Source organism: Mucilaginibacter sp., from assembly GCF_965201005.1.
GTDB lineage: Bacteria > Bacteroidota > Bacteroidia > Sphingobacteriales > Sphingobacteriaceae > Mucilaginibacter_A.
Genome location: NZ_OZ241747.1, coordinates 2,642,156 through 2,666,041, shown reverse-complemented (window position 1 = coordinate 2,666,041; position 23,886 = coordinate 2,642,156). Strand labels below are relative to the sequence as shown.

The 23,886-nt window shown below is 39.4% G+C and carries 22 protein-coding genes; 5 read left to right on the top strand and 17 right to left on the bottom strand.

Annotated elements, in window-relative coordinates; all coding sequences use genetic code 11:
- Nucleotides 1-117 precede the first annotated feature (117 nt).
- The 3 genes from ACOFKR_RS12290 to ACOFKR_RS12280 form a co-directional block, all read right to left on the bottom strand.
- On the bottom strand, nucleotides 118-1,185 hold the full coding sequence (locus ACOFKR_RS12290) for a hypothetical protein (RefSeq protein ID WP_419801098.1): 1,068 nt from the start codon (nucleotides 1,183-1,185) through the stop codon (nucleotides 118-120).
- Nucleotide 1,186: 1 nt separating this feature from the next.
- Nucleotides 1,187-3,454 (bottom strand): SLBB domain-containing protein, encoded by a 2,268-nt coding sequence (locus ACOFKR_RS12285; protein WP_419801097.1) that lies wholly within the window; start codon nucleotides 3,452-3,454, stop codon nucleotides 1,187-1,189.
- A gap of 214 nt (nucleotides 3,455-3,668) precedes the next feature.
- Nucleotides 3,669-4,901, bottom strand: coding sequence for a glycosyltransferase family 4 protein (locus ACOFKR_RS12280; RefSeq protein ID WP_419801096.1), 1,233 nt, complete (start codon nucleotides 4,899-4,901; stop codon nucleotides 3,669-3,671).
- Nucleotides 4,902-5,160: 259 nt separating this feature from the next.
- Between ACOFKR_RS12280 and ACOFKR_RS12275 the strand changes: the two genes are divergently transcribed.
- Nucleotides 5,161-6,102, top strand: coding sequence for an SDR family oxidoreductase (locus ACOFKR_RS12275; RefSeq protein WP_419801095.1), 942 nt, complete (start codon nucleotides 5,161-5,163; stop codon nucleotides 6,100-6,102).
- Between the two features lie 8 nt (nucleotides 6,103-6,110).
- Nucleotides 6,111-7,214 carry a glycosyltransferase gene (locus ACOFKR_RS12270; RefSeq protein ID WP_419801094.1) on the top strand — a complete coding sequence of 368 codons (1,104 nt, stop codon included), beginning with the start codon at nucleotides 6,111-6,113 and terminating at the stop codon, nucleotides 7,212-7,214.
- On the opposite strand, the gene ACOFKR_RS12265 is transcribed toward ACOFKR_RS12270, so the two are convergent.
- Genes ACOFKR_RS12265 through ACOFKR_RS12245 form a run of 5 tightly spaced genes read right to left on the bottom strand, consistent with a single transcriptional unit; the run spans nucleotide 7,211 to nucleotide 12,626 of the window.
- Nucleotides 7,211-8,341, bottom strand: a complete 1,131-nt coding sequence (locus ACOFKR_RS12265; protein WP_419801093.1) for a glycosyltransferase family 4 protein — start codon at nucleotides 8,339-8,341, stop codon at nucleotides 7,211-7,213. The two genes, ACOFKR_RS12270 and ACOFKR_RS12265, sit on opposite strands and share 4 nt — an antisense overlap.
- A gap of 2 nt (nucleotides 8,342-8,343) precedes the next feature.
- Nucleotides 8,344-9,042: an acyltransferase gene (locus ACOFKR_RS12260; protein ID WP_419801092.1), complete on the bottom strand. Its 699-nt coding sequence runs from the start codon at nucleotides 9,040-9,042 to the stop codon at nucleotides 8,344-8,346.
- On the bottom strand, nucleotides 9,032-10,423 hold the full coding sequence (locus ACOFKR_RS12255; RefSeq protein ID WP_419801091.1) for an O-antigen ligase family protein: 1,392 nt from the start codon (nucleotides 10,421-10,423) through the stop codon (nucleotides 9,032-9,034). Before ACOFKR_RS12255 ends, ACOFKR_RS12260 begins: the two co-directional genes overlap by 11 nt.
- A 15-nt stretch (nucleotides 10,424-10,438) precedes the next feature.
- A complete protein-coding gene (locus ACOFKR_RS12250) occupies nucleotides 10,439-11,371 on the bottom strand; it encodes a glycosyltransferase family 2 protein (protein WP_419801090.1) in 933 nt (310 codons plus the stop codon).
- A complete protein-coding gene (locus tag ACOFKR_RS12245) occupies nucleotides 11,364-12,626 on the bottom strand; it encodes an oligosaccharide flippase family protein (protein WP_419801089.1) in 1,263 nt (420 codons plus the stop codon). Before ACOFKR_RS12245 ends, ACOFKR_RS12250 begins: the two co-directional genes overlap by 8 nt.
- 61 nt (nucleotides 12,627-12,687) lie before the next feature.
- Here ACOFKR_RS12245 and ACOFKR_RS12240 point away from each other — a divergent pair, with 61 nt between their 5' ends.
- A complete protein-coding gene (locus ACOFKR_RS12240; protein ID WP_419801088.1) occupies nucleotides 12,688-13,686 on the top strand; it encodes a glycosyltransferase family 4 protein in 999 nt (332 codons plus the stop codon).
- Here the strand turns inward: ACOFKR_RS12240 and miaA are convergent.
- The 7 genes from miaA to ACOFKR_RS12205 all read right to left on the bottom strand — a co-directional run bounded on the left by miaA (nucleotide 13,665) and on the right by ACOFKR_RS12205 (nucleotide 19,792).
- Entirely contained in the window at nucleotides 13,665-14,588 is a 924-nt protein-coding gene (gene miaA / locus ACOFKR_RS12235; protein WP_419801087.1) for a tRNA (adenosine(37)-N6)-dimethylallyltransferase MiaA, read from the bottom strand. The genes ACOFKR_RS12240 and miaA overlap by 22 nt on opposite strands.
- A 36-nt stretch (nucleotides 14,589-14,624) precedes the next feature.
- Nucleotides 14,625-15,248: an IS1096 element passenger TnpR family protein gene (locus ACOFKR_RS12230; protein ID WP_419801086.1), complete on the bottom strand. Its 624-nt coding sequence runs from the start codon at nucleotides 15,246-15,248 to the stop codon at nucleotides 14,625-14,627.
- Nucleotides 15,249-15,274: 26 nt separating this feature from the next.
- Nucleotides 15,275-16,690, bottom strand: a complete 1,416-nt coding sequence (locus tag ACOFKR_RS12225) for a CCA tRNA nucleotidyltransferase (protein ID WP_419803639.1) — start codon at nucleotides 16,688-16,690, stop codon at nucleotides 15,275-15,277.
- Nucleotides 16,691-16,773: 83 nt separating this feature from the next.
- Entirely contained in the window at nucleotides 16,774-17,340 is a 567-nt protein-coding gene (locus tag ACOFKR_RS12220; RefSeq protein ID WP_419801085.1) for an L-threonylcarbamoyladenylate synthase, read from the bottom strand.
- Complete coding sequence (locus ACOFKR_RS12215; protein WP_419801084.1) at nucleotides 17,333-18,490, bottom strand: glycosyltransferase family 4 protein; 1,158 nt, start codon at nucleotides 18,488-18,490, stop codon at nucleotides 17,333-17,335. The genes ACOFKR_RS12220 and ACOFKR_RS12215 overlap by 8 nt, the downstream gene beginning before the upstream one ends.
- Before the next feature lie 56 nt (nucleotides 18,491-18,546).
- A complete protein-coding gene (locus ACOFKR_RS12210) occupies nucleotides 18,547-19,365 on the bottom strand; it encodes a 2,3,4,5-tetrahydropyridine-2,6-dicarboxylate N-succinyltransferase (RefSeq protein WP_419801083.1) in 819 nt (272 codons plus the stop codon).
- 214 nt (nucleotides 19,366-19,579) lie between these two features.
- A complete protein-coding gene (locus ACOFKR_RS12205; RefSeq protein WP_419801082.1) occupies nucleotides 19,580-19,792 on the bottom strand; it encodes a hypothetical protein in 213 nt (70 codons plus the stop codon).
- A gap of 327 nt (nucleotides 19,793-20,119) precedes the next feature.
- On the opposite strand from ACOFKR_RS12205, the gene ACOFKR_RS12200 reads away from it, so the two are divergent.
- Entirely contained in the window at nucleotides 20,120-20,527 is a 408-nt protein-coding gene (locus tag ACOFKR_RS12200; RefSeq protein WP_419801081.1) for an RNA-binding S4 domain-containing protein, read from the top strand.
- Between the two features lie 32 nt (nucleotides 20,528-20,559).
- Here the strand turns inward: ACOFKR_RS12200 and ACOFKR_RS12195 are convergent, their stop codons facing one another.
- Together ACOFKR_RS12195 and ACOFKR_RS12190 are read right to left on the bottom strand one after the other, a co-directional pair.
- Nucleotides 20,560-21,039: a nucleoside deaminase gene (locus ACOFKR_RS12195; RefSeq protein WP_419801080.1), complete on the bottom strand. Its 480-nt coding sequence runs from the start codon at nucleotides 21,037-21,039 to the stop codon at nucleotides 20,560-20,562.
- Nucleotides 21,040-21,107: 68 nt separating this feature from the next.
- Complete coding sequence (locus tag ACOFKR_RS12190; RefSeq protein WP_419801079.1) at nucleotides 21,108-21,698, bottom strand: OmpH family outer membrane protein; 591 nt, start codon at nucleotides 21,696-21,698, stop codon at nucleotides 21,108-21,110.
- Between the two features lie 151 nt (nucleotides 21,699-21,849).
- Between ACOFKR_RS12190 and gyrB the strand changes: the two genes are divergently transcribed.
- Nucleotides 21,850-23,817 carry a DNA topoisomerase (ATP-hydrolyzing) subunit B gene (gene gyrB, locus ACOFKR_RS12185; protein WP_419801078.1) on the top strand — a complete coding sequence of 656 codons (1,968 nt, stop codon included), beginning with the start codon at nucleotides 21,850-21,852 and terminating at the stop codon, nucleotides 23,815-23,817.
- The last annotated feature ends 69 nt before the right edge of the window (nucleotides 23,818-23,886 follow it).

Genomic DNA, 23,886 nt, shown 5'->3' with positions numbered 1-23,886 from the left:
ATCACCTAAAATATGGTGGTTTTTTTTTTCGACCATCAACACAAAAACAAAATTTACTGGCATAAAAGAAGCATACACTTTATGTTTTCAGAACCATAAACAGCGGCTAAATGCAGTTCAGGCAATGACATTCTTCCTGGTCAACAAAACATAAAAACTGAATACAATTCCTGCCATTAATACCCCTATCATTATTCCTACAGAAAATTTCAACCTGTTTTTCTTCAACGGAAGTTCGGGCTCATCTACAATTTGCACGGTTGGTGTTTCCTGGGCAAGCATAGTTTTACTTGCTTCCAGGTTTTTAACTGTTTCGGTAAAAATAGTTGACAACATAATTTTATCGCGTTCCCGCACTTCAACATTTGCATTTGGGGAAGTGTATGCCGGGTTTAAGTTTAACAAACTTTGGTTGGCGGCCGAAAGTGCGTAGGTTTTACGGTTCAGGATCAGGCCGATACTATCTGCCCGGTGCTGTAAACGCGCTATGTTATTTCTTAACCTTTTGGTTTTAGTGCTGATAAAAAAATCTGTGGATTGCTTGATCATGCGTGTGCAAAAAAGTTGAGCCAACTTTTCATCACGCATGGTTGTGTTAACCTCAAAAAAACCTAATTTTTTATCTGTTTTAGCTATCCCGAATTCTCCCGACAAAATCAAGGTTGTCATCTCGTGCAATAAACTATCCTGTATTCTGCTATTGTGCGCAGCATCTGCAGGAAACCGGATAATTTTACCATCTGTACTATACTTCAGCCATTTTTTATTGAGTTTGTAAACTGCTGCATAACGGTCGGCCAGTGTTTGAGAATCATCATAAGCAGTTAGCAAAGCCTGTTTAATTAATTTATGGCTTTTTATTAATTCCTGAACGTTATCTCCGGCCAAAACACCGCTCGCCCCACTCAATCCATCCAAATTTACGCCAAACTGGCCTGCCAAAGAGGCTAATCCGCCCGCACCAGCTGCAGATTTAGAATCATCAACCACAAAAGTTAAACGGGCAGTATAAGTAGGTGTCCATAACCAGGCAGTTAATGCACCGAGCAATCCGCCCAAAACTAAAAACAGTGTCAGGGTTTTTTTAAATTGAAGGATATATTTAAAGTCATCTGCCCGGTCATGCAACAGTTTTTTAATTGAAAACTCAGGCTCATAAGGATAAGAAACGTTTTCCTGATTCATATTATTTGTGCAAAATAGCAAATAAACTCACTATTGCAGTTAAAACAGGGGCAACGATTACGGCCACATCACCAAAGCCAATTTTAAACCTGCTTTCCGGGCTTTTCTGCGGTACCACAATCTTACTTCCCGGTTTTACGGTTGGGTAACTTCGGAAAAACAAAAAGTGCCGCACCGGACGGTTCAAACCATTGGGATATTTAATGTATGCTCCTTTTAGCCTGGCATTTTGGGTAACGCCTCCGGCTGCATTAGTGTAATATTTAAACCGGGGTTTAAGGTAATTTACATACTGCGGATTATTTACTGCGCCTGCTACTTCTACATAAGAAATTACCCTCGGGACAAAAATACTATCGCCAGGCAACATAATCATGTTTTTACGTGCTGCTTCATTTATGCCCGTTTCTGTCAAATTTAGGTTCACCCGGACACCTTTTCTGTAAACCTGCGCATTTTCTACCGAGCCATAAGGCGTAATGCCACCTGCTCTTTTCAAAAAATCCAATACTGTTTCGTCTCTTTTTTGCACGGCATAATTCCCCGGAAAAAGCACTTCACCTTTTATACTTACATTGCCTAAAGAACGATAATTAACTAATCGGGGTACATTGATGTAATCCATCGGCATCAATTCTACATCATGGTTTGTTGCAGAAGTATTGTCCATATCAACTACAAAAGTGCTCACCAGCTGATTGGCTACACTGTCAGATTCATTTTTGATAATCCGGGAAATTTCCACATGATGATTTGCAGCTTGTTCATCAAACCCACCGGCCATTGCAATTACATCAGCCAATTTTAAGCCTTTACGATAGGTAAAAACAGCAGGTTTTCTAACAAAACCATTAATGGTTACTTTTTGGTTTGGGGTGAAAATGTCCCGATCTAAAATCACAACAGAATCTTCCCGTAATAAAGGGATATCATTTCTTCCGTTCAATATTTCGGAAGGCTTAAAGGAAATCTGGTCTTTTTCCAGGTTTGGCAACGTCCGTTTGATATAACCCAGCTCCATGTAAGCCTCCGGCTTCAATCCTTGTGCAGATTTTAGCAAACTTGCCAGTGTAAATCCGGCAGTAAGCTCATAAACCCCGGGCCGGTAAACGGCACCTTCCAAGGTAATCCTGTTGGTATAACGATTGGTAATAGCGCCAATCTCAACCAAATCACCATTATGTGGTATATAATTTGAAAGCAGGTTTGCCGGAACATCTTTCACTTCCCGTTCCATCGCGTTGATCTGATCTATTTTGGCAATACCTTTATAAGCCACATCGGTGTATCCGCCTGCATATTTGATCAAATCATCTAAAGTTTCATTTTCCTTCAACTCATAAATTGCCGGGCGTTTTACTTCTCCGCTGATGCCTGCCCGTTTTTTATAAACCGGAATATTGATTACATCCTGATCTTCCAAACGGATATTGCCGGTTAATAACCCTTGCTGTAAAAAAGAGTAAAAATCTATTGTTTTGTATATTTTGTTGTTTCTGATCAATTCTATGTTGCGCAAAGAACCGTTAATCGTTGGTCCGCCGGAATTGTATAAAGCATTGAATAGCGTAGATAACGACGAAAGTGTGTACGAACCAGGCGTTTTTGCCTCGCCCACAATCGTGATTTTGATACTACGGGTATTGCCCAGATTAACAGTTAATTGTGTTTGACCAGATTTTAGCGCCGGATAAACCCTGCTCATTTTACTTTTGATTAGGTTTGTTGCCTGTTCAATTGTAAATCCGTTTACATAAACAATTCCGGCATAAGGGATTTGCAAATTCCCTTCGGGCGAAATTTTAGAGCGGACGCTGCTTTCATTTAAGCCGGTAACGAGTACAATTACTTCATCTCCCGGACCTAAAACATAACCTTTTGGCGTAGCTATATTAAAATTAGGTTCAAACTTGATGGTTTGCTGGTTAAAAAAATCGGTGCCGTAAACATTTAAAACTGGTTTAGCAGGCGGAAGGGCAGGTTTTGTTCTTTTGGGGATACTCAAACTATCATTTATCGTTCTGGAAAAATCTATGTCTTTTTTTTCTGCGGAGGTTGGTACTTTGTTTGAACTGCTTTTATTTAAACCCAATAGCGTTACCCGGTTTTTCAACTCTTCAACTTCTCCGGCAGGCATTCCTTTCTGCAGCAATAATTTATAAGCATCCTGTTCTGATATGCCGGAATCTTGTAGTTTTTTCCATGCCAGCCGAATCTGATCATCATTTAATTGGCTTACTTTGATGTTGGGCAAATCACTCAACGACATACTTTGAGCCTTTACACAGCTTGAAGAAAAAATTAAGAAAATTAAAAAAATATAGAACAGGTATTGATTACGCATGTAAAAAATGGTCTTAAAATCGATGCAAATCTAAAATATTAAATCGTTCTGTGGCCAAATAACGAGCTGGGTTTCCGGTTAGTGCCAACTAAAATTGTCCGGTAAAAGAAGCATTAATTTTACCGGCATAAAAGAAGCATTACAAACCCGGCATAAGTTTTTGCAAGCCTTTATAATGTTTTTCGTTGTCAATCAACTGGTGAATGTGTTCCCGGGCATTCCCGCCCATCTGCAAAAGCGTTTTGTCGTCCGCATAAAGTGTTTTTATTTTTTCTGCTAATTGCTTTGCGTTTCCGGGCTCAAACAAAAAACCGGTTTGCCGATCAATCACCATTTCCGGGATTGCGCCAATTGCCGATCCGATAACCGGTTTTTTTAAAGCCATTGCTTCCACTACAGTGAAACCTAAAACTTCATACCACTCAGAAGCACAGATTAAAAATTTAGCGTTGCTGATAATTTGCAAAGTTTCGGCCTTGCTTTTTTTACCCATAAAAATTATGTTTTCAAGCTGATGGGTTTCCTTAAAAGCTTTCAATTCGTTTTCCTGGGTTCCGGTGCCGATAATTTTAAGCCGGATATCCGGGCAGGATTGCATCGCTTTTAAAACAGTATGCGCGCCTTTTATTTTTTCTAAGCGGCCAGCAAAAACTATATATGGCTCATCAGTTAAAAATGGTTTTGATTGTGCCGCTTCAACCTCGGCATAATTATAACCGTGATAAAGCTGGATTAATTTATCCTTAAAAAAATTGAAAGTTTTGAATTTTTCATACAAAAAAACTGAAGGACAAACATAATAATCCACAAACCGATAGTAGTTAAGCTGCTGATGCACATAGTTTTCTAAAGCTGCAACAGTGCTGGCCAGGTAAGAACTTTTTTTGCAGGAATGGGTAATGCAATTATAAAAAGCACCGCCAAAACATCTTTCGCAAACCCGGCCGTGGCTGATAAAGGTACTTTCCGGGCAAATAGGCGTGTATTCGTGCAGCGTCCAGATGATCGGGATATTTTTTTCTTTTAAAATTTTTAAAATCGTGGGGGTGATGTAATGATGGATTACATTGATGTGGGCAAAATCAACTTTTACAACCGCCAACAGGTTTTCTAAATTTTTTTGCGCTTCGAAAGAGTAAATACTATTGCTTATAACTTTTAATCCGGCCTTGATGCTTCTTTTATCAACCTTTTTATAATCAATGTTTTCAATAAAATATTTGTTATAATCAGATGGATAATTGCGCTTATCTTTCATCGAAAACGGAACAACATGATGTCCGTTTTGCTGATACAACATGCTGATATTTTCTACATAAGTCCAATCTCCGCCACTGGGGTACCACGTCCAATTCACAATCAGGATGTTCATCAAAAGATATTTACTTACGGTTTAAAGTAAACTGAAAAATAAAGTTAAAACAAAATAAATAAAACTATCGTAAAAGAAGCATTGCTTTCTACTTAATATTTTTAAAGTCTGAAAATCTAAGGTTTGGGACTTGGTTTTAAAAAATATTGTTTTTGGGATGCAAAAAAAGTTACTTTTGAGGTTTAAGGTGTAGCTGTAAAAAAATCTTACTGCTGTTTTCCTTACTGATGGGACAAGGCATGATAGTATAACGTTTAAAATGAAGAAAAGAATTTACATTGCAGGAGCCGGAGGGATGTTAGGTGAAGCTTTTTACCGGATTTTTAAAAACGATTACGAAATAAAGTGTACGGATAAAGATGTAAATGAAAAATGGCTGAGCTTTTTAGATTTTCGGAATTTTGAAAAATATAAACAAGAGGTAGAAAACTTCAAACCTGATTATCTTTTTCATTTAGGTGCTTACACTGATTTGGAATTTTGCGAGTTGAATTTGGAAGACACTTACCTCACCAACACTACTTCTGTAGAAAATGCTGTTTTTATCGCCAATAATCTGAACATTCCGTTACTCTACATCAGCACGGCCGGGATTTTTGACGGTAAAAAAGATTTTTATGACGATTGGGACGAACCTAATCCGCTTGGCCATTACGCTCGGTCTAAATACATGGGCGAACGCTACGTGCGTGAAAACGCCAAGCGGTATATTGTCTGCCGTGCCGGCTGGATGATGGGCGGCGGCCCGGAAAAGGACAAAAAATTCATCAATAAAATCATCAAGCAATTAGCAAGCGGAAAGCGCGATCTGCATATTGTAAATGATAAAGACGGTACACCAACTTTTACAGTTGATTTTGCTAAAAACGTAAAGTTATTGATTGAAAAAGAATATTGGGGATTGTATAATTTAGTTTGCAACGGCGAAACCAGCAGGCGCGAAGTTGCGGAAGAATTGGTCAAAATTTTGGGTTTGGATCAGGAAGTTATTTTTCATGAAGTCACTTCCACTTATTTTAACGACACTTACTTTGCACCACGCCCGCCTTCGGAACGCCTGATTAACCGGAAACTTGAACTTAGGAACATGAACATTATGCGTGAATGGAAAGTTGCTTTAAAAGAATATATACAGGATTATTATGCTGATTATCTTGAGGGCAAAGTCAACTCGCCTAAATCAAATCAGGTAACTCAATAAATCCGGCTATGCGTATCGCTGCATTCGGCTTCCGGTCAATACCGCCAACAAAAGGTGCCGCCGGCGCAGATAAATTTGCAATAGAACTGTTCCCGAGATTAGTGGCAAGAGGCCACAGCATTGTAGCTTACAACAGGCGATACCCGGATGTTTTTGTAGATGTTGATACTTACAAAGGTGTAAAAGTTAAAACGATCAGAACCATAAATAAAAAAGGTTTTGATACATTGTGGCATTCCTTCCGCAGCACTTTTGATATTATTTTTCATAATACTGCCGATATCATTCATATTCAAAATGGCGGCAACAGCATCTGGGCTTTGCCTTTGCGGTTGTTCGGTAAAAAAGTTTTCATCAGTCAGGATGGTGTAGATTGGAAACGGGACAAATGGCCCTGGTACGGCAAACTTTTTTTAAGATTATCAGCTTTTCTCACTGCCCATTTGCCCAACGAAGTTATTTTTGATAACGTCATCGCAAAAAAGCTTTTTGAAAACAAGTTTAAAAAATCCTTCAAGTTTATTCCATTCGGCAGCGAAGTGGAGCAAAATGGTGAAACAAGTAACATTTTACAAAAACTCGGCCTGAAAAAAGGTGAATATTACTTGTTTGTTGGCCGGTTTATTCCGGATAAAGGTTTGCATTATTTAATTCCGGCGTTTAAAAATTCAATTTCTGCCAAAAAATTGGTTTTGATTGGCGGGTCACCAAACCCTTCTCCGTACGAAGGACAGATGATGGCCATGGCCGACAGTCAAATCATATTTCCGGGTTACGTTTACGGAAACGATACCAACACACTGATGGCCAATGCTTACTGCTACATTCAGCCTTCTGATGTGGAAGGACTGTCGCCGGTGGTTTTAACGGTAATGGGCTTAAATGTGCCCTTAATTGTGAGTGATATTGAGGAAAATAAATATGCTGTGCAGGATACGGCCCGGATGTTTAAAAAAGGTAATATTGCTTCGTTAACAGAAGAAATTAACTATTGTGAAACACATTATCCGGAAATGATCGCCCTCGCCCAAAAGGCACAGGTACACGCATTAAGTGTTTTCAATTGGGAAAAAGTAACCGATGAGCATGTAGAAGTTTTTAAGAATAGCTAAACCGCTTTTTTAAAAACTTCAATTATTTGCGATGCTGTTTTTATCCATGAAAAATCCTGCAAACGCTGCCTTCCTTTTTCAACCATTTCTTTTCGTAAACCTGCATTTTCCAATACTGTTTTTATCGCCATAAAAACAGCATCGCTGTCAAAAGGGTCAAAAGTTAAAACCGCGTTGCCGCCAACTTCGGGCAAGCACGTATTGTTGGCAACAAGTACCGGCAAATTGTGTTCAAATGCTTCTAAAACGGGTAAGCCAAAACCTTCGTTAATTGATGGGAAAATATACATTAAAGCATTTTTATAAAGTGTATCCAACTCATCATCAGATATATAACCGGTTATAACTACCTCGTTTTGAAGGTTGGTGCGCGCTATTGTTTCTGTAATTTGCTGATAATCACTTTCTGTTTTGCTTGAAGGGATTGATCCGGCCAAAACTAATTTCAGGTCCGGATAGTTTAAAGTTTTTATCCTGCTAAAAGCAGTAATCAACGCAGGAATGTTTTTTCTTTTAAACATCGAACCAACATGTAAAATGTAATTGGATGGCAACAGTGAAAAACGTTCTGATGTTTTCTGCGGAAAAACTGTTTCGGCAGCAGATGATGTTTTAACGCCCTCATAAATCACAACTAACTGATCTGCTGTGAGCGAAGTAAACTTTTGAATTTGCTGTTTGGCATAAAAAGATGGCGTAATTACAAAAGGGGATTTTTTTGCCGCCGGAAGTGCTGTTTTTTTATAAAGCCACAGCCAAAGCTTTCCGTAATTTTCAGGGTTTTCAAAGAAAAAAGCATCATGGAAAACAGGAATGGTTTTGTAACCTAAGCGAACAAGCGGGACAACGTTATCAGTACAAAATACAACGTTGCAATTTTTTGACCAGGCTTTTAAGGGCAAAGTAAACTGTTTCCACAACAGATATTTAACATGTTCAAACAACTTAAATATTTTGTTATTTCCCTGGTAGATAGAGAAATCACTATCTAAAAAATAGAAAATCGTATTTGGATCATCCAATTTTTTAAATGCTTTGCACAATTCTTCCAGGTAAGTTTTGGTGCCGGTTTTTGCTACACGCAGATCCCGCACATCAACGCCAATAATCAACGGTTTTATCGGCATAATCAAATTGCTCCGCGACTTTTTATAATTTTTGCAGGAATACCGGCTACAATTGAATTTGCCGGAACTGATTTGGTAACCACGCTTCCCGCAGCAATTATACAGCCGGCACCGATGTTTACCCCAGCCAGGATTGTTGCACCTCCGCCAATCCAGCAATTATTACCGACAAAAACAGCATGTTTAGTAACGCCCTGATCTTTGACCGAAATTGCCAGATCTGAAAAATTATGGTTTTCGGAAAAGATTTGGACATTCGGGCCAAATATTACGTCATCGCCAATAAAGATTCCGCCTTGTCCTGCAAAATATGCTCTGGCACTTATTCCGGTTCTGTTCCCGATAATAATGCCTGTACCTTTTTGTGAAATAATACCGGTGCAGAACAAAATAGAATCCCGGGCAATAGAAACGTGATCACCAAAAATAATCCCGTTTTCCGACAAAGCGTTGATACTAACCTGATCGTCCAAAATCAGGTTTTTTCCTGCGGATATTTGATAAGCATGTTTGATTTTTACCCGGCTGCCAACAAAAACCAGGCCCTGGGATTTTTTTAAAAAAAGTTTCAGCCATAAACCTTTTATAACTTGCTCGGCACGGCCAATAGTAATCACCAGCAAATCTTTAGCAGAATAATTGCTTTCCCATTTATAATCAGGATTATTTTTAAGCCTGCGGATCAGGTTTTCAATAAACATTTTCTGCAATAATCGGAACTGTTTTTGGCAACATAATCATACTGATAAATATGCCTGATAATAGCCAGTTGAGGTAAGAAATATAAGAGGAGGATTCTACTTCAGAAGTTAGCAATGGAATAAAAACCCCGATTTTAAACAGTAAAACTGCCATACATATTTTTCTTTCTTTTCCTTTCAGCCGATTGATCCATTTAAAACCGGTTTTGATAAACAGCACATAAACAGATAGATATAAAAATAAAGCAATAACGCCAGCCTGCACACCAATGATGATAAACTGGTTTTCGCCACCTATATTTTCGCCGAGCGTGCCGCCAACCCTGCCGGAAGAACCCAAACCAAGACCTAAGGGTTGTGCAATCATCGCCATAATCCCCTGCACCCATTCTACCAAATGGCCAACGCTGGACGGGTTGCTAAAATCCACCGTGTTCATCAATACTTCTACAATTCCGGTGTTGTTATCTTCAAATTTAGAAAATAAATAAATAAGATAAACCACAACCAAACCTAATGCAACATGGAATGTATTGGTGATGGTTTTCTTCCTGGTGATCCAGCCGTAAACATAAATGATCAGAAAATAACCGGCAAGCGGCGCACGGGATATGGCAAAAATTATAGAGATAAAAGAAGCACCCAGCGCAAGCAAACCCATACTGTTTATACTGATTTTATTATCATCACGGGTATATAATGCTGCAATGACGGATAGCGCAAGTAAAGTAGCTGCCGCATGTTCTAACGGATTTGCAAAAAAACTGGCAAAACGTTTATAGCCGCCTTCAGATTCAAACGTCCAGCTTAATCCATAGTTTCCGCTTGGTTCAAAGTTGAAAAAGTAATAACTGTAATCTGCATAACCGGTTAATGTTTGCAGTTGCTGGTTAAAGGCCAGCTCGGCCAGAACTACCGCTCCGGCAGCAATAGTCAGCAACAACAAATAATTAAAATATTTGCTGATATAAATGCTTTTGACATCAAGAAAACGGCCTGTAAAATACACCACTACATAAAAAGAAATGCTTTTTAAGGCAACTAACCGTTGTCCAAAGTTTTGCTCGCCAATTGGTAAAACTGCATACAAAATGGTGTATGCCAGAAAAGCAAATATGGCGTAATCAATGAGATGGAAACGTGGTTTTTGTTTTAAACTGATGATGTTTAAAATCAAAACACTTAATACCAGAAATTCTTTAAAAAACTGAAATAAAGGAATCAAACTTTTCAGGCCAATTAAATAGGCCACAGACATAGCCGTAGTATAAATGGAAAGGCCGAAGATCAAAAACACGAATATGCCAGCCCGGTTTCCGTTGATAACTTCTCTCAAAGCAACAATAAAAGAAGTAATAAATATCAGCAGGAAAATAAACATGCTTATCGAAAATTGTTAATGGTTATCAGGCCAAATTAGGTTTTTTGGGGTGAAAAAACCTTCTTTTAAACCTTTAAGTAAAAATTTACCTTTCTCGTTTCTGCTGCGGATTTTAAAATATCCCCATAAAAAACCATAGTAAAAGCCGTTGTAAATAATGTTTAGAGGATATAAAAAAGCGTTTCCATATTTCCGGAGAAACCACAAATGATTTCTGCTGATGTAATAATGAATTACCGGACTTAAAAAACCTTCTTTTTTTGGCGCATTAACTTTTGCCGATACACCAGCTTCGTGATACATTTTACAGGATGGCAGATAATGTAATTGATAGCCAAAACTGCGCAACCGGAACGATAATTCTACATCTTCAAAATATAAAAAGAAATTTTTATTGAACATCCCGCTTTTGATCAGTGCCGAATTGCGGATCATCATGCAGCATCCGGTCAGCCATTCGGCATTTTTAAAATCATCTACGTTTATCAAAGCCGGTTTTTTTGTATTGGAAGAAGTTGTACCTAAAAGTTTGTTGAAGCAGCCTTCACCATTCCAGATGATGCTTCTTTTATGCATCCAAAATATAGCAGGTTGCACGGCCGCAACTGTTGTGTGCTGATTGAGGTGGGTACTTAGTTTTAAAACAATATCTTCATCAACTTCTGTATCAGTGTTAAGAACGAGCGAATAAGCGTAACCCTGATTGATCGAATAGATTAATCCACGATTATTACCTTCTGCAAAGCCAAGGTTTTCTTTATTGTCAATGTAAGTTAAGTTTGGATATTGTGTTCGGATCAAAGTTAAAGATCCATCGCTTGAACCGTTGTCCGCTACAATAATATTAAACAAGAATTGATTGCAAAACTTTTGTAAAGATGCAATACAATTTAAAGTATGCGCGGGCGTATTCCAGTTTAATAAAATTATTGCAACTGGCTTATACATTTTTCAGGGCAGGTTTTTTTATCATATATTCATACATCAGCAAAGCACAAACTTCGATAATCAATGTAAACAATCCAATCCATAAAAAAAGTTGAAGTTTCAGTAAGAGAAAAGCTGTTATTACAGAGATCATCAATAAAACAACAGCAATCCTGAAAATATAAACTGTATTGTTTTTTAGCAATAAATCAAGCACATTTAAAAAATTTAATGCAGAAACAGTTGGTACGATAGCCATTGTTTTTAAATAGAAAACGGCTGTTGCATTGTGTTCTTTTGATAAGGTAAAGATGATAAAATCAGCCAGTAAAAACAGTATAACCGAACCCAAGAAAAATATGCCAGCAACCAGATACTTTGTTTTTTTACGATAAGCATCCCATAATTTAATATTTTGATTGTAGTATTTTACTGTGGTTGGATAAACGGCATTTGAGATGGTGATCAGCAAATTTCTGCATTGTCCGATAATCCGGTCGCATAAAGAATAAGCCCCAAGTAAAGATGTGTTTCCCCATTCGGTCAAAGCAAAAATCATGACAGATTGCTGCAATTGTACAGAAATATTGTTTATGGTTAAATAAAAATTGGTTTTAACAATTGTTAGTATTTCTTCTTTTTTTGGTATTAAAAATTTAATTTTAAAAGCTGGTTGAAGATAAATCAACAAACCAATATAAGTAAGCACATTAAATCCGCCTAAAATAAAATTAACCCAAGCGGCATCTGTTGGCCTATGTATAAAAAGAATAATTGTTGCAATTGTAAAAATATTACAAATTAAATTTGCAATGTTGAAAACTTTTAATCTTTCCACACCAATAAAAAAGAATAACGGATTTACAACTTCTGCAAGTGCAATTGGCACTGCAATAAGAATATAATTGATGTATTGAAAGTAAAATGATTGTAATGCTAAAAGTGTAGTTACAAAAATCAGAAAGATAAATAAACGTATAAAAAAAGTACTGTAAAATACTGTACTTAGTATTTTAGTATTTGCAAGGTTGGCGGCAACATCCCTAACCCCGGATTGATTTGTACCATAGTTGATTACAGTGCCTGCTAATTGCATAAACCTGCCGGCAAACATCATGATACCAAATTCTTCAATGCCAATTTTACGGGTTATGATCGGAATACTTAGAATCAGCAGTAAAGTGTTGGAAAGCTGAATGCTGCTTAAATTGAAAAAATTAGAAATGACGTTTGTCGATGTTAATTTTTTATAAGCATCCGCTATTTGTTGTTTCAAACTTTGATTTTTAAAGGCTCAAATTTAGGTTAATTTAAATAATTAAAAACTAATTCCCGAAATGACGAAAGAAGTGGCCCTGATTTACCGTAAGCAGTTTCCAAATACTTTTAGTATCGAATTTATTTTTGATAAACTAATATCTTCACTGCAAATCTCACAAAAGATCCAAAAATATACACTTCCGTATTACAGCAATTCTTTTTTCAACCGGTTGCTTAACCTGATCTGCATACTGTTTTTACCGGGTAAAATTTTACATGTATCCGGTGATGTGCATTATGCAATTTTAGGTGCCTGGTTTAAAAAAAGGGTTTTGACCATCCATGACCTGGCTTTTATGCACCAAAATAAAGGTGCTAAAAGAAGCATTTTAAAATGGTTTTACATCATTCTGCCGGTAAAGTTTGCACATCAAATTACCGTAATTTCTGAAGCAACCAAAGCTGATTTATTACAATACGTTTCGGTTGATCCGCAAAAAATAAAAGTAATCCCAAACTTTATTTCTGAAATTTATCAACCGGTAAAAGATAAAAATTTTAACACAATTCAACCTCAAATATTACAAGTTGGCACTGCTTTTAATAAAAACATAGAAAGGTTGGTAGAAGCAATTTCCAATGTAAATTGTAAACTAATTATTATCGGAAGCTTAAATAATACACAACTTACAACTTTGCAAAAGTTCAAAATCAATTACATCAATAAGCTTGATTTAACCGGGCAGGAACTTGTATCAGAATATCAAAAAGCTGATTTATTGGCTTTTACTTCCACGATAGAAGGTTTCGGGATGCCGATACTGGAAGCACAGGCCTGCGGTTTGCCGGTTGTTACTTCCAATTGTTCATCGATGCCGGAAGTTGCCGGTGATGCTGCCGTTTTTGTTGATCCTTTTGAAATACAATCCATCAAAAACGGAATTTCAGAAATGATCAGTAATGCAAAGTTACGTGAAGAATTAATCAAAAAAGGTTTTGAAAATATAAAACGTTTCTCCAAAGAAAGCATAGTTGCACAGTATGATTCGTTGTATCAGGAGTTAGAAAACAGTTGATTTTCAGAAAGATAACTTAAAATTAAATCTATGTTTGCAGATTCAAACCATACAATTTCAGAATCTTTTTTAAACCACGTAATTTGTCTTTTTGCAAAGTTCCGCGTGTTTTGTTTGATTTTTTCTATTGCTTCTTTTATCGGTATTTTTTTGTCGAAAGCTTCAAATAATTCCTTGTACCCAACCGTGTTCAATGCGTTTAGATGTTGGTATCGTTGCAGTTGTGATGCTTCTTTTATCAAGCCATTTTCAACCATTTCATCTACGCGTAAATTAATCTGATTATATAAAATTGCCCTGTCGGGATTGATTCCAATTTTAACAATGTCAAAAGGGCGTTGCTTTTTGTTTTTGGTAAGGAAAGAAGAAAAAGGTTTTCCAACTGCAGAAACTTCCAATGCCCGGATAATGCGTTGCGGATTTTGCAAATCAACCTGACGATAATATTCAGGATCAAGAAGTTGCAATTGTTCCTGTAAATAATTCAACCCAAATTCCTGGTATAAATTGTTCCATTTTTCTCTTTCAAAGTCAGAGATTTTTGGCAATTCATCCAAACCCTGATAGATAGCTTGTAAAAACAAACCCGAACCGCCAACCATAATCACAACCGGATGTTTTTGAAATAAACCATCCAACTTTTGGAGTGCAATTGTTTCAAAATCAGCGACAGAAACTTTATCCTTTATAGAGTGCGAATTGATGAAATGGTGCGGAACTGAATTTAATTCTTCTGCATTAGGTTTTGCCGTTCCGATTTCTGTTTCCCTATAAAATTGCCTCGAATCCGCAGAAATAATTTCTGTTTTAAAATGCTGTGCTAAGTTTATGGCAATTGCTGTTTTGCCGGCCGCCGTTGGCCCGCACACAGCGATCAAAGTTTTTCCGGAAGGATTGTTCAAGTAATTTACACTAAAATTTAGGTGATAAAAACAGCATCAATACTCGTCTTTTTCATTACTGTGTTCTTCCGGATGCTCATTATCATCAAACTCTTCTGCAAATTCATCCGCATCTTCATCCAAAGGTACACCTTCAGCATCATCTACTTCCGTAAAATCTTCGGCATCTTCCGGGTTCAAACCTTCCTCATGCAAAAAATCAAAATCTTCGCTGGTTTCTTCCGAAGCTGGCGTGGCAGCCACGGCACCAAAAGGCTTTGGCGCATCACCAACAGAGCGGACAATGCGCGGATAAACCGTTGCGGAGGCATCGTCCAACAAGATTTTGATCAGTTCGATGTGGAAATCATACGGACGATCAAAGTTGTAAGTGTAATAAAATTTTTGGTGCGGATCATCAATGAAACTGCTCAGTTTAGCGTTTTCCATTAAAGCTACGCCGCGTCCGGTTTTTTTGGCAGATGGCATAAAAGCTATTTCTTCGCCCTTGATCCAAAAATCATTGCTCACATAAAATGAAGATGAAGCTTCTGCATTGTAACCGGTTGATTGCTGGATAATCCGGTGAAAATCTTCAAATGTTTGTTTAGATTCGATTTCAATTTCCCTGACAACATCGTCATAGTCTTCAAAAACCACCTTAAACCTGTAAACTGCCATCAGTATAAATTTTTATTTTAAATAAATTAGTCTTGAATTTCAACAACAACTTTTAAGCCAATATCTTCTCCTTTTTCAATCATCAGCTTTAATGCTTCCGGTCTGGAATTAGAAATTTCGCCTTCTAAAATTGCTTCGCGGATACTGCTTTTAATCAGCCCGACTTCCCTTCCGGCCTTAATGCCAAAAGCCAGCATAATATCTTCGCCTGTAATCGGCGGCTGCCAGTTGCGTATCTGGTCGCGTTCTTCCACATCTTTCAGCTTCTGCTTTACCAGCTCAAAGTTGTTGCGGTATTTTTTTATTTTGTACTCATTTTTGGTGGTTACGTCTGCATTGCACAACAGCATCAAACTTTCGGTATCTTCCCCTGCATCAAAAAGCAAACGCCTCAGGGCAGAATCTGTTATAATTTCCTGCGCCAGCACAATTGGCCGCATGTGCAACTGTACTAATTTTTGTACCAGTTTCATCTTTTCGTTCAGCGGAAGTTTAAGCTGGGCAAAAATTTTGGGCACCATGCGCGCACCTCTGTCTTCGTGCCCGTGAAAAGTCCAGCCGTGGCCGGTTTCAAAACGTTTAGTGGCTGGTTTGCCAATATCGTGTAAAATCGCGGCCCAGCGCAGCCATAAGTCCGGCGTGTTTTGGGCAATATTGTCCAAAACCTGCAGCGTGTGGTAAAAATTATCTTTATGGCCTTTTCCGCTGATGTATTCAATCCCGTGCATCGCATCAAGCTGCGGAAAAAAGATTTGCAATAAACCGGTTTCAAACAAAATCTTAAAGCCGACAGATGGTTTTGGCGATAAAATAATCTTGTTCAGCTCGTCTGTGATCCGTTCCTGTGAGATGATTTTAATCCGTTCGCGGGTGTTTTTGATTGCTTCCAGCGCAGCCGGATCAATATTAAAACCTAATTGTGCGGCAAAACGAACGGCACGCATCATCCGCAGCGGATCATCAGAAAAAGTGATTGCGGGATTTAACGGCGTACGGATCAGTTTTTTTTCCAGATCGGCCAAGCCATCAAAAGGGTCAATTAATCCGCCAAAATTTTCAGGGTTCAGGCTGATGGCCATCGCGTTGATGGTAAAATCGCGCCGGTTCTGATCGTCTTCCAGCGTGCCGTCTTCCACAATCGGTTTGCGCGATTCTGTACGGTAAGATTCTTTTCTCGCCCCAACAAACTCAAGTCCCAGGTTTTGGTATTTTAAACTGGCCGTTCCAAAATTTTTAAAAACCGCTACTTTTACCTTCAGTTTTTGGGCGATGGTTTCGGCAAAATCAATACCGTTGCCCAACACCACTAAATCAATATCCTTGGATGGCCGCTGCAAAAACAAATCGCGCACGTATCCACCGATCACAAAAACCTTCATCTGCTTTTCTGCTGCCATTTGTGCAATTATGCTGAAAACGGGATGTTGAAGATGTTGTTTCATGTTGTGGCCGCCACTGTTTTTGGTCGATAAAAAAAGCATCAACCTAAGCCAATGCTGTTTTTAGGGTATAAAAATAAGGATAATTATCGTCTGATAAAGCTGAATTGGCCACCCGTGCCCAGTTTCATAATGCTTGATTGCTTTTTTTCCTGCAAACTGTGCTGCTCCAAATCCACCACATAATCCACGCCTTCTAAAATTTCAGCATCGATATCCGCAAAGTTTTTGGGCGAAGGTTTTCCGCTGCTGTTAGCCGAAGTAGAAACCAGCGGTTTGCGCAAACGCTGGATCAGTTGCTCACAAAACTGATGCTTTACCACGCGGATGCCCACGCTTCCATCCGCATTGATCAAAGCCGGGGAAATATTTCGCGCACCGGATAAAACCAAAGTCAGCGGATTTTCGGCAAACTCAATCAAATCGTAAGCAATTTCCGGCACTTCGCGCACATAACTGGCCAGTTTATTGCCGTTATCCAGCAAAATAATCATGCTTTTGCTTTCATCGCGCTGTTTTAAGTGATAAATTTTTTGCACCGCTTCGGTATTGTTTGCATCGCAGCCAATGCCCCAAATTGTATCGGTAGGATAGAGGATGATGCCACCGTCCTGCACAACTTTTAACGCCTTCGCCACTTCTTCTCTAAGCATAATTCAGGGCTTTTTGATAAACTTCCATTAAATTTTGGGCAACGTTTTTTTCTTCAAAACGAAGTGCGTATTGGCGTCCTTCCGTTTTCATTTTTTGCTGAAGGGTTTCGTTTTCCAAGATCAAATTGATTTTTTGTGCCATAAAAACAGCATCGTCCGGATCAACATAAAAACTGTTTGGCCCGCCTGCTTCCTCCAAACACGAACCCTTTGCCGCAACAACAGGCGTGCCCGAACATAAAGCTTCCAGGATCGGGATGCCAAAACCTTCGTATCTGGAAGGGTAAACAAACACGCTGGCCAGCTGGTAAACCGCGGGTAAATCCTCAAACAAAACACCCGGTAAAAACAGTACGCGATTTTGCAATGCTTCTTTTAGCAGGTAATTTTTGATGATCCTGGCATATTTTGTTTCCCGGCCAACCACAACCAAACTTACTTCTGCCGGGATATTTTTCAAAGCTTTTACCGCCAGCATTAAATTTTTGCGCGTTTCTATCGTGCCAACGCTTAAAATAAACTGCTGCGGAAGCCGGTATTTTAAACGGATTGCTTCTTTTACCGTATCATTTTTGGGTTGAAGGAATATCGGATCGCAGCTTTGATAAACCACTTTTATTTTCTGCGGACCGAGGTTGAAATGCTGTATTAAATCAGCTTTGGTTTGTTCACTCACGGCAATGATCAAATCCGCAGTTTTGCAGGCATAACGCGCTTTCCATTCATAAATTTTTTGGTTGACCGGCCCAAAGTATTCCGGATATTTCAGGTAGATCAAATCGTGAATGGTGACTACTGTTTTTATGCCACTTTTTTTGATCCCGATCGGCAGCTCCTGGCTTAAACCGTGATATAACTGGATTTCATCGCGCAGCAAATCCTGCACAATTCCCTTACTTCGCCAAAAAGATTTAAAAATACCGGTTTCCGGCAGATGCGTGTTTATTTTTTTAAACCGACGAAAAAAGCCGGAAAAGATACCGGTGCCAACTTTTGTTGTGTATAAATGGTATTCGTTTGCAGGGAAATTTTTGGCTACAGCTTCAATAACGCCCCGGCTGTAATTGCCCAATCCGGTTTTGTTGAGGAAAGCGCGTTTGGCATCAAAACCAATTTTTAGAGGAACGTTCGGCTTTGAGCTTTCAGCCATCAGTTTTGCCTTTTTATTTTCAACTTTTTACTCTTCGTTCTTTCTCTCAACCTCAATCAAACCGCTACGTTATGCTGGCGCAAGGCGTTATTTAACGACGTTTTTTTATCGGTTGATTCTTTTCTCCTGCCGATAATCAAAGCGCACGGAACCTGATATTCGCCTGCCGGAAATTGTTTGGTGTAAGAACCCGGAATCACAACCGAACGGGCCGGTACAAAGCTTTTATATTCTTTTGGCGCATCTTTGGTAACATCGATAATTTTGGTAGAAGCCGTTAAAACAACGTTTGCGCCCAGCACCGCTTCGTGCTCTACATGCACACCTTCTACCACGATGGCGCGCGAACCAATAAAACAATTATCTTCAATAATAACGGGGGAAGCTTGTACAGGTTCTAAAACGCCGCCAATGCCAACGCCGCCGCTTAAATGTACGTTTTTACCAATCTGCGCGCAGGAACCCACCGTTGCCCAGGTATCAACCATTGTGCCTTCATCTACATAAGCACCAATGTTTACGTACGATGGCATCATAATTACACCTTTGGCTAGATAAGCACCATAACGGGCAATTCCGTGCGGCACCACGCGCACACCGGTTTCTTTATAATCGGTTTTAAGCTTCATTTTATCATGAAAAACAAACGGGCCAACTTTAATTTCGGTCATTTCCCGGATGGGGAAGTACATAATTACGGCTTTTTTAATCCAATCATTGGTGTGCCAGCGGCCGGCAATCAGTTCGGCAACACGCAGGTTTCCCTTGTCCAAATCAGCAATTACGCTTTCAATCGCTATCACATGGTCTTTAGAACCAAGCAAAGTGCGGTCAATCCAGGCATCTTCAATCAGGTTTTTTACGTCGGTGTACATTTCGGTATAATTTTATTTTGCTATATTGTTGTTTTTGAGCGGGTTGCAGGGATAAAACGTGCATCGCCCAATAGTGGCAAACATAATAAAATGCTACTTTAAATACTGAAACTATGTGTAAAGTTATTCCAGTCGGCAAAAATATACCGATAAAAGAAGTATGACTGGAAAATAAGCTATCCTAAAATCGAGAAAAAAGCAGCGCGAAGGAAAATCACAAGCATTTATTAATCAGCAGCAACAGGGACGGCGCAATAACACAATTTTTGTTTACCGGTACACTAACCCCGTTTTTTTTAATGATTTTATACTTGTCTTCATCATCAATAATCACATCTGCTTCTATGCTTGTATCTGCATGATTAATTTGATTTTTGACTGATATTTTAATTAGTTCATCCTGATAAGTAAATACTTTATTTTTCATTTTTAAAATGATTCAGTTATTATTGTTTATTTAGGTTTTTATGGTGCCCGCATATTCAGGTCAGCATAAATTTAAGGTCTCAAAAATAGCTTTTAGTTATCAATAATAAAATAAAATTGATAATATTCTTGTCAAAATTTTATTATTTGCAATAAAGCTATAAAAAAATACAATGTTTATAATCTAACAATAAAGTGAAATATTCTTTAAATAATAACGGATATTTTCAGGCTGAAAATTATTTAGCTAATATTTTGTAGTTTTAATTCGGGTTACGATCAATTAAACAAGTTTTGGTTTGATTGGTATTTATATAAAAACAGAAGAATGGCCGAAAAAGAGAAATTAAGGATCGATAAATATTTATGGTCTGTCCGCATATTCAAAACACGAACTATGGCTGCCGATGCATGCAAGGCCGGTAAGGTAAAACTGGAAGGACAAAACATCAAACCATCACACGAAGTAAAGATCGGAGAGGTTTACCAGGTGAGCAAGGGCATTGAAAAGAAAGTTTTAAAAGTTACCGGTTTGCTGGAAAACCGTACTGATGCAAAAACTGCAGTGCTGTTTTACGAAGACCAAACGCCGGTTGAACAAACTTATAGCTATAAATCTGTTTTTGAATCGCCAATGATCAGAAGGGACCAGGGAGCTGGGCGGCCAACCAAAAAAGACCGGCGGGAAATTGATGATCTGCAAGATGGATTTTTCGATCAGCCCAACCAAAACTGACACTGTTTTTATGCCTGTAAAAACAGTATCTTTTAGTATTTGATGTTCTGGTCCGAAGCTGTCCAGTTTTTAAAAGGGATTTGCGCTTCCTGGCGAAGCAGTTGCGTAACCCCAAGTTTGCGTTCTGCCATTGGGCGGTTTATTTCATCATAAATCAACTGATCGTCAAAACCGATGGCTGCTGCATCCGCTTTAGTGTTGGCATAATAAATATGATCCAGGTGCGCCCAGTAAATCGCCCCCAAACACATCGGGCAGGGTTCGCAACTGGTGTAAATTACGCAGCCTTCCAGATTATGTGTGTCCAACTCTTTGCAAGCCAGCCGGATAACAGCAATTTCCGCATGTGCAGTCGGGTCTTTCTGTGGCACAACCCGGTTTGCACTACGGGCCACCACCATGCCGTCTTTCACTATTACGGCACCAAACGGGCCGCCCAGTCGCTGCTCAACGTTTTGCTCGGAAAGCTGAATGGCCATCCGCATAAATTTTTCATGGTTTTGCTGATCCATATTTTTTGGCATTAAAAAACCCCGGCTGGGCCGAGGTTAAAACTCAAGTTTTTAAATGATAAATTTCTTTATTTTTTATCTTTTTTATAGTTCTCGTTCAAAAGTTTCACTACGTCATTGGTTACGTTCAGGCTTTCATCCCCAAACAAAACGGTCGGGTTGGCTTTAGAATAAGTCAGGATCAGTTTATAACCTTTGTCCTTAGCATAAACTTTCATAAAGTCGGCAATCTTATCATACAGTTTGGCGTTTTCGCTGCCTTGTTCCTGCTGGATCTGGGCACTTGCATTCTGGTTATACGTTTGCAGTTCCTGTTGTTTGCGGGCCAGGCGCTGCTCGGTTGCGGCACGCTGATCGGCACTTAAAGTAGCGGCACCTTTTTGATATTCGGCCACTTCCCGCTGAAAAGCCTGGCCTTTAGAAGAAACATCCACCTGTGCACGTTTTCCTTTTTCTTCCAAACGGTTGCTCATGTCTTTAAAATAATCGTATTTGCTCAGTAGCGAATCAGAGTTTACATACACGATTTCTGCTTTTGGCGATACGGCAACAGTGTTTTTCTCGGCGGTTGGGGCAGTGGTTTGCGGCTTTTGGTTACAGGCAACTGCTAAGGCGGCAACAGCTATTCCTAAAGTGATTTGGGATACCGTTATTTTCATGTTTTTTCAAAAAATTTTGACAAAGATAATCTTTCAAAACAAGTATCCTAATCTTTTAAAAAACGTGTATTACCGAATTGATTTATGCGGAAAGATGCTGTTTTTATCGCCTAAATTTCGTATTTTTGAAGGTTAATGTTTGATATAGCTTATGAGTGAAACAAAAGAATTATTAGAAGATAGGTCCAATTATTCTGCGGATAATATCCAGGTGCTGGAAGGTTTGGAAGCCGTGCGGAAACGCCCTTCCATGTATATCGGTGATACCGGCACAAAAGGTTTGCACCATTTGGTTTACGAGGTGGTAGATAACTCTATTGATGAAGCCCTTGCCGGGCACTGCGATACGATCCATGTAAAAATTTTAGAGGGCAACTCTGTATCCGTAAGTGATAATGGCCGCGGTATCCCAACCGGTTTTCATCAAAAAGAACAACGCTCTGCGCTGGAAGTGGTGATGACGGTTTTACATGCCGGCGGTAAATTTGACAAGGATACTTACAAGGTTTCGGGCGGTTTGCATGGTGTGGGCGTAAGTTGTGTCAACGCGCTTTCTACCCATTTGCAGGCTTTGGTTTATCGCGAAGGCAAAGTTTTTACACAAGAATATCACCAGGGAAAACCACTGTATGCAGTGAAAGAGATCGGAGAAACTGATAAGCGCGGCACAACTGTGGTTTTTTCTCCGGACCCGGAAATTTTTACCCTAACAACCGAATATAAATATGAAACTTTAGCCGGTCGTTTACGCGAATTGGCTTATCTGAACAAAGGCATCCGCTTAACCTTAACGGATGAGCGCGAAACAGACGAAACCGGCCTGCACCCTTACGAAGAATTCTACTCGGAAGGCGGCCTGAAAGAGTTTGTAAAATATTTAGACGGTACACGTAGTGCCATCATCCCGGAACCAATTTATTTAGATGGCGAAAAACAAGGTATCCCGGTAGAACTGGCTTTGCAATACAACGAAACGTACAGTGAAAATGTGCATTCGTATGTAAACAATATCAACACCATTGAAGGTGGTACGCACGTGGCCGGATTCAGGATGGGCTTAACGCGGACTTTAAAATCTTATGCTGATAAATCAGGCTTGCTTAAAAATGTGAAAGTTGATATTACCGGTGACGATTTCAGGGAAGGTTTAACGGCGGTAATTTCTGTAAAAGTGCAGGAGCCGCAGTTTGAAGGCCAAACCAAAACCAAGCTGGGCAACAACGAAGTAAGCGGTGCGGTCAATCAGGCGGTTGGCGAAATTTTGGGCAATTATCTGGAAGAAAACCCAAAAGAAGCACGCCTGATTGTGAACAAAGTAATTTTGGCGGCAACTGCCCGTTCTGCCGCCCGCAAAGCCCGCGAAATGGTGCAGCGCAAAAATGTGATGAGCGGTACGGGTTTGCCGGGCAAACTGGCCGATTGCGCAGACAGCGACCCTGGAAAATGTGAGTTGTTTTTGGTTGAGGGCGATTCGGCAGGAGGAACAGCCAAACAAGGGCGCGACCGGCATTTTCAGGCAATACTTCCTTTACGGGGTAAAATTTTGAACGTGGAAAAAGCCATGGAATACAAAATTTACGAAAACGAGGAGATCAAAAATATGTTTACCGCGCTTGGCGTAAGCATCGGCACACCGGAAGATGACAAAGCATTGAACATTACCAAATTGCGTTATCACAAAATCGTGATCATGACGGATGCCGACGTGGATGGTTCGCACATCACCACGCTGATCCTCACGTTCTTTTTCCGTTATATGAAAGAATTGGTGGAGTCCGGTTATATTTACATTGCCACGCCGCCTTTGTACCAGGTGAAAAAAGGTAAAGACGCGCAATATTGCTGGAACGATATTCAGCGCGATGCGGCCATCCAGCGTTTAAAAGGTGGCGGGAAAGAAGACAGTGTACATGTGCAGCGTTATAAGGGTTTGGGTGAGATGAACGACGTACAATTGTGGGACACGACCATGAACCCGGAAACCCGCACTTTGCGCCAGGTTACGATTGAAAATGCTGCCGGTTGCGATCACACTTTTTCCATGCTGATGGGGGATGAAGTTGCACCGCGCCGCGAGTTCATCGAAAAGAATGCGAAATACGCCAAGATTGATGTATAAATTATAGGGGTAAAAGAAGTCTGGAAACCCTGTTCGATTACGAACAGGGTTTTTTGTTTTATACTGAAA